Source organism: Haloarcula quadrata, from assembly GCF_003634715.1.
Lineage (GTDB): Archaea > Halobacteriota > Halobacteria > Halobacteriales > Haloarculaceae > Haloarcula > Haloarcula marismortui.
This window is the reverse complement of record NZ_RBWW01000001.1, coordinates 2805250-2817690: the sequence shown is the minus strand read 5'-3', so window position 1 is coordinate 2817690 and position 12441 is coordinate 2805250. Positions and strand designations below refer to the sequence as shown.

Sequence of the window (12441 nt, the reverse complement as noted above, 5' to 3'; positions counted from 1 at the left end):
CGGGGGGCTCCTTAGAACCCAACCTCGTCACCTCCCAGCCGGTCGATGAGCAGGAAGCTCGCGCTGGTGACCACGAGCAAAACGACGCCCATCGCTGTTGCGGGACCGAGCCGGCGGCCGATGAACCGCTCGATGGCGATTGGCATCGTGAACTGGTTCGTCCCGGAGGCAAGGACAATGGTCGCCGAGAACTCCCCGGTAGAGATAGCGAACGCAAAGGCGGCCCCAGCGATGACCGCTGGCCACACGAGCGGCAGTTCAATGTCCAGCAGCGCTCTGGCACGCGGCGCGCCGAGCGCGCGGGCGGATTCGACCAGCGTGTGGTCGACTCCCTCGAGTCCGGGCGCGACCGTCCGAACGACGAACGGGTAGCCGGCGACGGCATGGGCGGCGACGATGGCGAGGCCGCCGCCGACGGCGAGACGAGTCCCGCCGACTTCGACGCCGAAGACGAGGCCCCGGAGCAGGCCGAGGCCGACGACGATGCCAGACACGGCCAGCGGGGCCATCGCCACGGCGTCGACGAGCTTCCGACCGCGGTAGTCCCGGGTCGTGAGGACGGCCACGACGACGCCCATCGGCAGGGCAACGGCGAGCGAGGCGACGCCGAACAAAAGCGAGTTCCGGACCGCATCCCACGGCTGGACCTGGAACGATGCGCCGGTCGTCTGGCGGTCGATGAGGAACTGATAGTTCGCCAGCGTCAGCCCCTCTGGGCCGCTGAGGCTGGCGAGCACCATGCTCGCTATCGGCGCGACGAACACCGCCAGCGCGACGACGGCGTAGACAGCAAGCCCCAGTCGGGGGAGCAGTTCCCGGACTGAGAGTAACGGCGGCCTGAGTGGTCGGCGGGGCAGCGGTCGAATCCCCCGCGACCGGACGGTATGCTTGGCCTCGTAGCGGAGATACGCGTACAGCAGGCCCAGCGAGATGCCGAGTTCAATCAGCGCGAGGGCGGCCGCCTCGGCGTACTCTAGGTCGCGGATGAGTCGGTAGACGAACACCTCGACGGTCGCAAGCTGGAAGCCGCCCAAGGCGAGGACGATGGGGAACGTACTGAAGGTGAACACAAAAGTAAGCGCCGCGCCCATCAGCACCGATGGATACAGTTGCGGGGCGACCACGTCGCGGAACGCTCGGAAGGGGCTCGCGCCGAGACTCCGCGCCGTCTCGACCGCGCTGGCGTCGACGGACTCCCAGGCGGCGGTGGTCACCCGTGCCACGAGCGGGGCGTTGTAGAACGCGTGAGCGACGATGACCGCCTCCAGCGTGAACAGGAGATTCACCTGTCCCAGACCGAGCGCGCCGAGCACGGCGTTGAGCGTCCCGTTCCGGCCGAACGTGGCGACGAAGCCCACCCCGACCATTATCGACGGGAGAACGAAGGGGAGAATCGTTAGCGACCGGAGCGTTCGCCGACCGGGGAACTCATAACGAGCGAGCAGATACGCTGCCGGCAGGCCGAGGGCGACGCTGGCAACGGTTGAGAGGGCCGCCTGATATGCCGTGAAGCCGATGACGCCCAGCCGCCGGTCCGGCGACAGGACGCTCTCGATGACGGCTCCCACTTGTTCGCCAGCGAGCAACCGCGCGGGCTCCCCGAAATAGAACGGGTCCTGCAGTATCGAGACGAACACCCGTCCCGTCAAGCGGCCGTCGACGAGGACGCTGTCGATAAAGACTGTCGCCACCGGGTAGTAGAAGATGCCGAGCAACAGCGCGATAGTGGCGACCGCGAGCCCGACGATTGCCCGACGCTCGATAGTGTTTCGGACGGTCCGGCCTCGCTCGTGGGATGGACTGCTCGCCGTCTCTGTCGTCTTTTCGCTGTCGGAACCATTTGCGCCGCCGTCGATATCTCGGGCCACAGTCCTCGTCGTTAGTTCGAGGCGAACTGTCGTTCCCAGTCGGAAACCCAGCCCGAGACGGAGCCCTTGAGTTCGTCGTAGCCGAACGTGACCGGCTCCGGGGGCTCTTGGGCCAGTTCTGCGTAGTCCTCGGGGAGGTCGGCTGATTCTGTTGCCGGGAACTGGACGTTCCGGACGGCGATTTCACCCTGGATTTCCGGGCGCAGCAGGAAGCCCATGAACTCCCGGGCGAGGTCGGGCGTGTCCGCTCCATCGAAGACCGCCATCCCTTCCGGGTTGGCGTAGCCCTGGTCGTTCAGGAAGCGGATCTGGTGTTCTTCCAGATTGGCGTCGTTCTGGTCCGCGAACACCTGGTCGGTGGAGTAGGAGACGACCATCGGCGCTTCGCCGCTCGACCACGCGCTGTAGGCATCGCTCCAGGAGCCAAGCACCCGAACGTCGTTGTCCTGCAGGTCGCTCCAGTAGTCCAGATAGCCGTCCGGGCCGAACTGCTTGACCGTGTGCAGCAGGAACGCCCGCCCGGTCGCTGAACTGGCAGGGTTCTGCGTGATGAGGTCGCCAGCGTGTTCCTCAGCAAGGAGGACATCGAAGGTCTCCGGCGCTGTGGTCGCTGTGCCGTCGAACACCAGGCTGATGTAGCCAGTGTCGTAGGGAATCGCCCGCCCGTCGGGGTCGAATTGCAGCCCAGATTTGATGTCGTCCTGTCCAGCCACATCGCCGACATCGGCGAACAGCCCGTCGTCGAGGTTTTCGTCAACCCGAACGAGGTGGTCGGTGTTCAGTCCGAGGTACATGTCGGCCTCAATGTCGACGCCGGCGTTCCGGCGCTCGATGTAGTGATTGACCTCGTTGCTCGGTGTCTGCCAGATCAGGCGGGCGTCGAACTCCTCCTCGAAGCGCTGTTTCACCCACGCGCCTGGACTCGTCGACGGCGAGTCGACGAACGCGCTGTAGGTCCCGACGACGAGCGTTTCCTCTACATCGCCGGCGTCGCCGGTACTCGTCCCGGAGGCGGTTGACTCGTCCGTGTTCGACGCCCCGGTGCTCGATTCGTCGCTGCCGCCCAGCCCCGCACAGCCGGCAAACGAGACGGACACCGTCGCGCCGGCCGCTGTCAGGAAAGACCGTCTATCCATTACACCGTGGTCACACCCAGTGGTACTTAATCCCGCTGTTCCTGAATCCTGACGCCTCAGCGCTTCAAATGCCCGCAACAGCCGTTATTACCCCGCGGTACTGCAGGATGGTGACTGAGTTGTAGGCAACGACCGCGAGCGTCACCACGGCAAAGAGGGCAAGAAAGACCGTCGCGTTGCGCTCGGAGAGCAGTCGCCATCCGGCGACCAGCCACAGCATCGCCCCGAACTTCACCAGCCAGAGGCCAGCCAGCCCGAACTCCGCAAGCATCGTGCTGACGACGGCGTTCCCCTCCTGCAGACCGACCGTGAGGCCGGTCATCGTCAGGAGGATATCTCCGACTGTTGCGACGAGGATGACGGTCCAGAGTACCGCATGGGTGTGCGATAGGTGGTGGTCTCGCCAGAGCGTCACCCGCTCACTGTCCGCCGCTGGGCCCTCTTTGCCGAGCATCATGGATACGTTGGGCGGACACGGCATGAATACTCGGGTCAGGACGTCGGCGCGTGCTGGAGTGGCTCGACTGACCGGAGCCGAACACAGCTTTTTGACGGTCCTCTCCGAGTGTAGGGTACGAAATGACACAGGACGTTCTCAATCGGGCGCCCGACGACCGGGTACAGGCGCTCGATTCAGACGGTGAGATCGTCGACCCGGACCTCATTCCGGACCTGTCCGACGAGGCGCTGGTGTCGATGTACCGCGATATGCGCTTTGCCCGCCGGTTCGACGAGCGGATGATAAGCCTCCAGCGACAGGGCCGACTCGGCACCTACTCGTCGCTGGCGGGTCAGGAGGGGTCACAGGTCGGGTCGACGTACGCGCTGGCCGACGAGGACACGATCTTCTATCAGTACCGGGAACACGGCGCACTTGTGGCTCGCGGGCTCCCCTGGGAGTACGTCCTCTACTGGATGGGCCACGAAGCGGGCAACGCCGCGCTCGGCGACGTGAACGTGTTCCCGCTGAACATCTCTATCGGCGCGCATCTCCCCCACGCTGTCGGCTGGTCGTGGGCAGCAAAAAAAAGGGGCGATGAGCGGGCTGGCGTCGTCCACTTCGGCGACGGGGCCACCAGCGAGGGAGACTTCCACGAGGCGATGAACTTCGCCGGCGTGTTCGAGACGCCGACGGTGTTCTTCTGCAACAACAACCAGTGGGCCATCTCTGTCCCCCGAGAGCGCCAGACCGCCAGTCAGACGCTGGCACAGAAGGCCGACGCCTACGGCTTCGACGGCGTGCAGGTCGACGGGATGGACCCCCTGGCGACCTACTCCGTCACCGAGGCCGCCAGAGAGCGGGCTGTGGGAGCAAACGGCGGCGAGCAGGAACCAATTTTCATCGAGGCTGTCCAGTACCGCTTCGGCGCGCACACGACCGCCGACGACCCGGACGTGTACCGGGACGACGCGGAGGTCGAAGAGTGGCGCGAACGCGACCCGCTGGACCGCATGGAGGCGTTCCTCAGAAACTGCAATCTGCTGGACGACGGAAAAATTGACGTGATGGACGACACCATCGACGAGCGCCTCGGCGAGATTATTGACAACGCTGAGTCCCATGCGCCGGACCCGACGGACCTCTTTACCGACGTGTACGACGAATCGACATCGAACATTGATGAACAGCGGGAGTACTTCGAGGGCCTCCGCGAGCGCCACGGCGACGACGCCCTGCTGGAGTCCGAGTAGCCGACCGAGCCTGTTATTGCCGTTCCGTCGCTTCCGTCTACTGTGACAGAGTGGCCACCGGTGGACCCTGCCGACGCAACGGCTGTTGCACAGCAGCGTGACGAACTGGTCGCGGCGGTCCGGGACCACGCCGGACAGGTCGCCTACCAGCTCGCCCGGCTGGAGGGCGGCGACTACGGGCAGGCAGACATCGAGACTGACCGCGGCGAGTGGACCGTCAAGTACGAGGGCGGCGATCTGGAGTATCTGCGGTTCTCGCCGTCGCGCGGCTCGGACACGTACGTTATCTCGACCAAACAGCCGCCAGAGCCGGAGCCGCTAGCGGCCGCGCTCGCCGACTACGACGCCTTCGTCGAGGGATTCAACGACTACGTCGCGTCGCTCGACGGCGTGCTCGACGACGTGTCGACAGAGTTCCCGGAAATCGCAACAACCGATGGCGTCGTGGCCGAACGCGACCGTGTCCTCGGCCGCGTCCGCGAAATCTGTGACCAGATCGCGCGGGAACTCCAGCGTTACGAGGGCGGCGACTACGGGACCTTCACCAGCCGAATCGGCGGTACGCGCTGGGAACTCAAATGGGACACTGACGGGGCGTCGTACCTCCGGGTCGGCGGGAGCAACGGGCTCTATCTCCTCTCGCAGTACGAACCCCCTTCGGCAGCCGACATCCGCGAGTACGCCCCGCAGTTCGCGGATTTCGTCGACGCATACAACGACCACGTCGACGAACTGGAATCGGACCTCGGAACCGTCGAACTCTGAGCCGACGCAGTCTGTACTCTTTCTGGTAGCGGTCCGCCCGGTGAGCGTGTGGTCTGTCAATTCGGCCAGCGCTTCCATTTTCCCGTAATCGCAGTACAGCAGTCGAATTACTGCCGAATACCACCGAACAATATGTCGGCAGTGTTTTCAGGGGGCCTCACCCAAGCCGGAGGTATGAGTTCGACCGAAACCGTCGATAGTTCGGCTGTGAGCAGCGGGACAATCAGTGATTACGTCGAAGCGATGGGACCGTCCTGGATTGCGGGCGCAATCGCCGCCGGTCCGGCAACGATAGCCAGCCTCGTCACTGCTGGGGGTGCGTTCGGCTACAGTCTCCTGTGGGTCGTCGTCCTCTCCGCAGGGGCGGGGGCGCTGGCGCAGTATCTCGCGATGCGGCTGGGACTGCTGACCGAGCGTGGCATTGTCGCCGTCGTCGAGGACCACCTCGGCGAAACGTGGGCGTGGCTACTGGTCGGGGACGCGGTACTCGCCGCCGGCGTGGCACAGCTCGTCATCATGAAGACCGTCGCTACCGTTTCGGCGACGGTAACCGGTATCGACGCGCGCATCTGGGGCGTCGTCTGGGCGCTCATCCTCGCAGCAGGGCTGGCGGGCGGGGGCTATCGCTTCCTCGAACTGGCCGCGAAAATCCTCGTCCTGCTGGTCGTCGTCGCGTTCGTCGCCAGTCTGTTCGTCGTGCCCATCGACGCCGGCGCGGCGGTGGCCGGACTGGTCCCCTCGGTCCCGTCCGGGAGCGCACTGGTCGCGGCCGGCATCCTCGGCGGCGCGGTCCACATCACGCTCATCACGATGCATTCCTACACGATGCGGGCACGCGGCTGGACCCGCGAGGACTACGACCTCGCGACGGTCGACGTGGGGGCGTCGATGCTGGTGGCCTTTGGCATCTATAGCCTCGCCATCTTTCTGGTGACGGCGAGCGTACTCACCTCTGGCGACCTCACGACGGTCGGCGCTGCTGAGGCCCTCGGACCGCTAGTCGGCGACAGCGCCCGCTGGCTGTTCCTGCTCGGCCTCTGGGGTGCTGCCGTGTCGACGCTCGGAGGCAACACCATCGTCCCGCCGTTCCTGCTCGCCGACAAACTCGGCTGGGGTACCACTATCGAGGATAACCGTTACCGCGGCCTGCTCGCTGCCGTTGCGCTGCTGTCTGCACCGGGCGCGTTCATCGGCGGGAACGTCCTCGGGCAACTCGTCCTCGTGCTCGCGCTCGGCACGGTCGGCACGCCGTTCGCCATCGCCCTTGTCCTCTATCTCCTGAACTCTGCTGCGGTTCCGGAGTCGAACTCGCTGCTCGCCAACGTCGGCGGGCTGGCGCTCATCGCTGTTTCGGGCGGGTTGGCCGCGAACTTCGTTGTCGAACAGCTCGGCGGGGGCGTCGGCCCACTTTCAGGGTTCGTGCTGGCGTTCGCTATCGCGCTCGGTCTCGCTATGGCTGGCCTCGGCGGGAAGTTCCTCCGGGAGGAACTCCTCGCGTGACCGGTCTCCAGTTCCCGCTCTCGGGGTCGACGCTCGTCACTGGTCCCTCCAACGCCGGCAAGACGCGGACGACCGCGGCCGCCCTCAACGCCTGGCTTGACAGCGAGGGCACCGAGGGTGTTGTCGTCCTCGATTTCGCACCCGAACTCGAACGCGACGGGACAATTCTGGGCGGTCGCCTTGACCGCTTCACCACTGTGCCGGAGGCGGTCTGGCTCGGTCGCATTGACGCCAGTGCACCGCGGGCTGAGAGCGAGACGGCCGAGCAGGCGGTCGCGCTCGCCCGGGACAACGCTCGCCGTGCCGAGCAACAGCTGGACGCACTCCCGGAGACTCCCCGGGCGGTGTTCGTCAACGACGCGACGATTCCGTTCCAGCACGATTCCGTTGCGGTCAGCCGGCTCACCGGATACTGTGAGAAGGCGGACGTAGCCGTCCTCAACGCCTTCGACAGCGACGAGCTGGGCGTCGATAACCCGGTGTCTCGGGCCGAGCGGGACGCACTCGACCGACTCCGGCACTGGGCCGACCGGACCGTCGACCTGTCGTAGTCACCGTCGGTCGCATCCCGGACGCGCCAGCGGCTCGCTACTGCCCGCCGCGTTTCCGGAACCAGACGCGCTCGCCGACCGGACTTTCGTCGTCGCCGATGTCTAGCCGACTGACGAACAGGTCCCGAATGGCCATGGTGACGACGAGCTCAGCTGGCTCACTGGACTCGTCTTCGACAGTGACGACACAGTGGCCATCGCGCTCCGCTATCTCGGTGATTGTGCCGACCGTCCAGCGGTCGCGGTGGTGTGACGGTTCCCGTGCGTGAATGCGGTCGTGATTCATCCGAGTTATTTCAGCGGTTCCACTCGTAGAACCACCACGCGCCGCCGAGCACTATCAGGCCGATTCCAAGCGTCGATGTCGCAGGTTCCGGGATGATGAACAGCACGAGTCCAATGAGTACCATCCCGACCGGTTCGAGCTCGTCGAGATACTGGATGATGTCCATACGTGCTGCTTCACCCGCTTGCGGTATAGAGGTTTGTCTGACTACTGACCGCGAACAGAGAGCAGCGACCGGGTCAGCGGAAGCGGAACGTTTCGAGGTTCTCCGGCGCGAAGGTCCGGATGTTCTGGTCGTGGTACAGCGACGAGGAGAGGTCCTGTGTCGCGGATTCGTCGCCGTGCACGCAGAGGATTTTCTCAGGTCGGGGGTTCATTGTCTTCACGAAGTTCTCTAGCCCTTGTCGGTCGGCGTGCCCGGAGAAGCCGTCGACCGTTTCGACGGTCATCTCCAGTGGGACCTTCTCGTTGCGTCCGCTGCCGCTGACAGGAACCTCGTCGATGCCGCGCTGGATTCGCTTGCCGAGTGTGCCCTCCGCCTGATAGTCGACGAAAGTGAGCGTCGAATCCGGGTCCGGGCCGAGCTGGTCGAGCCAGGACATAACCGGGCCGCCGGTGAGCATCCCGGACGTAGAGAGGATGATACAGGAATCGCCGTCGGCGATCTCTTCCCGTTCCTCGTCATCGCCGTCGATAGGATTGAACCGGTCAGCCAAGAACGGGTTCTTGTCTTCGTCGAAGATGCGATCCTGCAGGCCGTCGCGGAGATACTCGGGGTAGGTCGTGTGAACGGCTGTCGCCTCCCAGATCATTCCATCAAGATGGACCGGCATCTCGGGGATGTCGCCGTTCCGCATCGCCTCTTCGAGGACGAGCATGAGTTCCTGGGACCGCCCCACGGCGAAGGTCGGAATGAGGACCTTCCCGTTGCGGTCGTAGGCGTTCTGGATGATCTGCTTGAGCTTTCGCTCCGAGTCTTCCTGGTCGGTCTGGTAGTCGTTGCGGCCGCCGTAGGTCGACTCCAGCACGAGCGTTTCGACCCGGGGGAAGTCGTTGACAGCGCCGTCGAACAGACGCGTGTCGTCGTAGTGGATATCGCCGGAGAAGGCGACGTTGTACAGCCCGTCGCCGACGTGGAAGTGACACACTGATGAGCCCAAAATGTGGCCGGCGTTGTGCAGTGTCAGCTTGATGTCGGGCGCGATATCCGTCACGTCACCGTACTCCAGCGGGATGGTGTGTTTGATCGCCTCACGGACCATCTCGGAGTCGTACGGCGGGGTGCGGCCGTCGTCCGCGGCGGTGTCGAGGTGATCGAGTGTCAGGAGTCCCATCAGGTCCCGTGTCGGCTCAGTGCAGTAGATGGGGCCGTCGTAGCCGTACTCGAACAGGAGCGGGACCAGCGCTGAGTGGTCGAGATGTGCGTGGGTCAGGACGACGGCGTCGATGCCGTTGGTCCCGGCACCGAACGCCTCCGGAATGTCCAGATACGGCTGCTCGCCGTTGGCACCGGGCTTGTTACCGCAGTCGATGAGGATTCGCGTGTCCGGCGTCGAGAGGATGAACGCAGCGCGGCCGACCTCCCGACAGCAGCCCAGCGTCGTAATGCGGACGTACTCGTCGTCCGACATCGGCTCGCGGTGGATCTGCCGGCCGACGCGTTCGAGGATGTCACGGCGGTCCTCGCGCTCCTGTTTGAGGAAGTTCCGGACGTTCTCGACTGTCGAGGACTCGATGGGTGGCGTCCGAACGACCTCGGGTGTCCACCCGACCTCCTGCGTGATCTCACGCAGGGTCGAGCCGCGTCGACCGATGACGACGCCGGGCTTCTGTGCCTGGACGACGACTTCACCGGTGTCAGCGTGGAAATCCAGGTCCATGACGCCGGCTTCCTCGGGGATGAGCTCCCGGATCGCCTCTTCGGCCTCGGCTGGCGGGGCCAGTACGTCCGGGTCCGGTCGGACCGTGATGCGTTTCCGGAGCTTCGATGCGAGCCGGCGAACGAGGTCGCTGTTCGCGGCGAACTCCTTCGGGTCACGCGTGTATATGACGAGTTCCGGTCCCTCGTACGTGACATCCGAGACGGAGATACGGCGCGGGACTTCCTCGTCGATCGTTGCCTTCACGTCTTCGAGTTGCTTGTCTACAGTGCTCATAGCTCAAAACGGGTCATCCCGGTAGCGGGGCCGTCCACGGCTGGTGCGGGCCGACCTGGTGCCGCGGGATGTACGCTCTCTAATAAAGTCATCAGTTATCGGTGAGTTGCCTCCGGACGTGGAGAGATGTCCGGAAAACCGTCCTCTATTTCTCAGTATTCCCCTCGTGTTATAAAAGCCTTCGCAATACGGAGGTCGGAACTGTCCCGCAGTCGCCGCTCTGTGCGCCCACAAGCGGTAAGCGGCCTCCACGTGAGACCCCAGCATGCGACTGACGCCTGAAACTGTCCACGAAGAGTACGACTGGGTGCAGGAGCGGGGCGACGACGTTGTCCCGCTAGTAAACGAAACGCGAGCCTATCTGGGTTCGCAGTTCGGTGTTGACGTTGACACGCTCACAGACGACGCCTACACGGCTGCTATCGACGAGGTGTTTGCCGACGGCGACCGGGCGGTCAACGTCGCCGCGCTGGTCCGTTTGCTCCGAGGACTGGACGTTACTGACGATTACCCTGGGTTTGTCGTCGACGAACTCCTCGGCCGCGAGTTGGCGGCTATGATCGCCGGTGAGCAACCGCTCCGACTGCTTGCAGAGGCGACCTTCCACCTTGCGGACGTACGAACCCACGGCGATGACACAGCCACTGCGGGTGCTGACGATCTTGATGCTGCGCTCGCGGCTGGGGTCCAGACACGCGTCCCGGGTTGGCCGTGGCAACAGACTGAGAATCCATTCGCTGTGGAGTGAAATCGGGTATACTGTTGCTGTATCTGTCTGTTATGATTTCTGCCATTTAAATCTTAAATATAACGAGTATTATGTTATTTTAGGGAAGAAATATGAACCAAGAATGGGATTGTGACTATACGGCTCAATTGAATCCACAGACGGCGCCGGGATAGGTCGTTAGAATCACGGGTATGAAGCGGGAGAGTAATGTTATGCACAACACCCTCTTCCGCTTCGTGAAGCAAGTGGCTTCGCTCGCTCAAAAGCTTACTGACGCTGCGCTGATGGAACTGAGTGATCCAGCCGGCAACGGGTTTGCCGGCTGGAAGCACGCAGTCTTGCTCTATCTGCGCGAACACATGAGCGCGGAGTACGAGGAAATCATCGACTGGGCCGAAGAGATGGAACGTGTTCGAGCGGTATTGAATCTTCAACGCGGGGAGTTTCCCGCGCCTTCGACGCTGTGTAAGGCGTTCAAACGGGCATCGATGACTGTCTGGCGACAGCTGCTCCGCCGGTCGGCGGAGCTGCTGGACCAGAATGGTCACGCCGCAATTGATGCCACCTACTTCGACCGTCAGCAGGCATCGTCTCACTACTTGCGACGGATTGATCGTTCCGTCAAAACGATCCAGACGACGTTTCTCGTAGATACAGCTGAGGGAGCAATTCTTGACTTACACTGCAGCGAGCGTGTCATAGAATCCTCCTCATAGTGTGAGCTTCTCACGACCCGGGTCGTCTCCTCGCTCGAAATTTGTGATTGCGACAACGATGCGGAGACACAGCGCAATGAACACCTCTGTTCGTGCGTGGACGCGGCCTCGGGCGCGAACGTGCCCGAGGCCGCAGTCCTTCACCGCATCGTTGGTGCGTTCGACTCCTGTACGGCGGTTGTACGTCTCATCCAAGACTGATTGCTTGAGCTGAACCTCCTCACTGTGTTCCTTGATACGGTCTTCGACCCTGTATTCGATATCGAGCGGGTCATCAGTGTTTCGTGGGTTGTACGGGGCGACTGGTACAATCCCTACTTCCAGCAGGAAGTCGTGCCACTCAAGAATGTCGTAGGCACTGTCTCCAAGCATCCAGATCGGTGTCCCGACGGCGAGCGCGTCTTTTGTGACGCGCATCGCCGTCTCAGCGTCTGCCTGCTTGCGTTGGGTGAATTCTGCTGCAATCGGGATCTTTGAACCGGTCGAAACGATCGTACAGCCGAACCCGTAGTAGTGCTCTTCGGCCGTTGAATCGTAGTTCCACGACGCATCGTCGTTGTACTGGATCGCTTCAACGTGCGTCGAATCGATAGAGTACGTTGAGTTGAGCAGGCCGCGGGCGGCGGCCTGCTCGACGAGCCTCTGGAAAACATCATCGATGACGTGTTCTAGGTCGGTGAGAAACCGGTCGATTGTGTCTCTGGATGGCGGTTTGTCGAGCCCGCAATAGTACCAGACGAGGCCGTGCTGAAGTTCTCGTGCAACCGGGCGTGTACCGTAGACATCCTCGTAGTAGCAGTGCAGAAAGCCGCGAAAGAGGTCTGGTGGCTGATGCACCCGTGTTCGCCCCCTCGAAGCGGGGGCGAACACGTCGTACTCTAGCAGAAACTCGAACTCAAGATGCTCAAACAGCGGTACTGTCTCGGTAGCCGCGACATTCAAGAAGGCGTCTACCGAATCCAAATCTTGCAGGGTTGCGGTTGTGCTGGACACACTTTCCGCACCCTGCTGCTTCGTATGTGACCCTTTCTATGACACGCT

At 63.3% G+C, this 12441-nt stretch carries 12 protein-coding genes and 1 pseudogene; 6 read left to right on the top strand and 7 right to left on the bottom strand.

Annotated elements, in window-relative coordinates:
* Positions 1–11: 11 nt before the first annotated feature.
* From BDK61_RS14510 to BDK61_RS14500, 3 genes are all read right to left on the bottom strand, one after another.
* Complete coding sequence (locus BDK61_RS14510) at positions 12–1868, bottom strand: ABC transporter permease (RefSeq protein ID WP_121303588.1); 1857 nt, start codon at positions 1866–1868, stop codon at positions 12–14.
* An 11-nt stretch (positions 1869–1879) separates the two neighbouring features.
* Entirely contained in the window at positions 1880–3004 is a 1125-nt protein-coding gene (locus tag BDK61_RS14505) for a thiamine ABC transporter substrate-binding protein (protein ID WP_121303587.1), read from the bottom strand.
* 64 nt (positions 3005–3068) lie between these two features.
* Complete coding sequence (locus BDK61_RS14500) at positions 3069–3461, bottom strand: DUF5658 family protein (protein ID WP_004963127.1); 393 nt, start codon at positions 3459–3461, stop codon at positions 3069–3071.
* 122 nt (positions 3462–3583) lie between these two features.
* Here BDK61_RS14500 and pdhA point away from each other — a divergent pair, with 122 nt between their 5' ends.
* The 4 genes from pdhA to BDK61_RS14480 all read left to right on the top strand — a co-directional run bounded on the left by pdhA (position 3584) and on the right by BDK61_RS14480 (position 7512).
* A complete protein-coding gene (gene pdhA / locus BDK61_RS14495) occupies positions 3584–4696 on the top strand; it encodes a pyruvate dehydrogenase (acetyl-transferring) E1 component subunit alpha (RefSeq protein ID WP_121303586.1) in 1113 nt (370 codons plus the stop codon).
* A gap of 60 nt (positions 4697–4756) precedes the next feature.
* A complete protein-coding gene (locus tag BDK61_RS14490) occupies positions 4757–5461 on the top strand; it encodes a hypothetical protein (protein WP_004963124.1) in 705 nt (234 codons plus the stop codon).
* Positions 5462–5635: 174 nt separating this feature from the next.
* Complete coding sequence (locus tag BDK61_RS14485; RefSeq protein WP_049938694.1) at positions 5636–6961, top strand: divalent metal cation transporter; 1326 nt, start codon at positions 5636–5638, stop codon at positions 6959–6961.
* Positions 6958–7512 carry a hypothetical protein gene (locus tag BDK61_RS14480; RefSeq protein ID WP_121303585.1) on the top strand — a complete coding sequence of 185 codons (555 nt, stop codon included), beginning with the start codon at positions 6958–6960 and terminating at the stop codon, positions 7510–7512. The genes BDK61_RS14485 and BDK61_RS14480 overlap by 4 nt, the downstream gene beginning before the upstream one ends.
* Before the next feature lie 37 nt (positions 7513–7549).
* On the opposite strand, the gene BDK61_RS14475 is transcribed toward BDK61_RS14480, so the two are convergent.
* The 3 genes from BDK61_RS14475 to BDK61_RS14470 form a co-directional block, all read right to left on the bottom strand.
* A complete protein-coding gene (locus BDK61_RS14475) occupies positions 7550–7798 on the bottom strand; it encodes a DUF7861 family protein (RefSeq protein WP_011222851.1) in 249 nt (82 codons plus the stop codon).
* 10 nt (positions 7799–7808) lie between these two features.
* Positions 7809–7964 (bottom strand): hypothetical protein, encoded by a 156-nt coding sequence (locus tag BDK61_RS23490; protein WP_004963115.1) that lies wholly within the window; start codon positions 7962–7964, stop codon positions 7809–7811.
* 73 nt (positions 7965–8037) lie between these two features.
* Positions 8038–9954, bottom strand: a complete 1917-nt coding sequence (locus BDK61_RS14470) for a beta-CASP ribonuclease aCPSF1 (RefSeq protein WP_121303584.1) — start codon at positions 9952–9954, stop codon at positions 8038–8040.
* A 265-nt stretch (positions 9955–10219) separates the two neighbouring features.
* Between BDK61_RS14470 and BDK61_RS14465 the strand changes: the two genes are divergently transcribed.
* Both BDK61_RS14465 and BDK61_RS14460 read left to right on the top strand, forming a co-directional pair.
* A complete protein-coding gene (locus BDK61_RS14465; protein WP_004963111.1) occupies positions 10220–10702 on the top strand; it encodes a hypothetical protein in 483 nt (160 codons plus the stop codon).
* Positions 10703–10875: 173 nt separating this feature from the next.
* Positions 10876–11379, top strand: a pseudogene (locus BDK61_RS14460) (IS5-like element ISHma10 family transposase); the annotation flags it as partial.
* A gap of 15 nt (positions 11380–11394) precedes the next feature.
* Here BDK61_RS14460 and BDK61_RS14455 read toward each other — a convergent pair.
* Entirely contained in the window at positions 11395–12393 is a 999-nt protein-coding gene (locus BDK61_RS14455) for a transposase (protein WP_121302241.1), read from the bottom strand.
* Positions 12394–12441 lie beyond the last annotated feature (48 nt).

What these genes read in the sequence shown, in the direction of transcription:
- BDK61_RS14505 (WP_121303587.1), bottom strand. Translation starts at nt 3,004, where the DNA reads ATGGATAGACGGTCTTTCCTGACAGCGGCCGGCGCGACGGTGTCCGTC.
- BDK61_RS14465 (WP_004963111.1), top strand. Translation starts at nt 10,220, where the DNA reads ATGCGACTGACGCCTGAAACTGTCCACGAAGAGTACGACTGGGTGCAG.
- BDK61_RS14500 (WP_004963127.1), bottom strand. Translation starts at nt 3,461, where the DNA reads ATGATGCTCGGCAAAGAGGGCCCAGCGGCGGACAGTGAGCGGGTGACG.
- BDK61_RS14485 (WP_049938694.1), top strand. Translation starts at nt 5,636, where the DNA reads ATGAGTTCGACCGAAACCGTCGATAGTTCGGCTGTGAGCAGCGGGACA.
- pdhA (WP_121303586.1), top strand. Translation starts at nt 3,584, where the DNA reads ATGACACAGGACGTTCTCAATCGGGCGCCCGACGACCGGGTACAGGCG.
- BDK61_RS14470 (WP_121303584.1), bottom strand. Translation starts at nt 9,954, where the DNA reads ATGAGCACTGTAGACAAGCAACTCGAAGACGTGAAGGCAACGATCGAC.
- BDK61_RS14475 (WP_011222851.1), bottom strand. Translation starts at nt 7,798, where the DNA reads ATGAATCACGACCGCATTCACGCACGGGAACCGTCACACCACCGCGAC.
- BDK61_RS23490 (WP_004963115.1), bottom strand. Translation starts at nt 7,964, where the DNA reads ATGGACATCATCCAGTATCTCGACGAGCTCGAACCGGTCGGGATGGTA.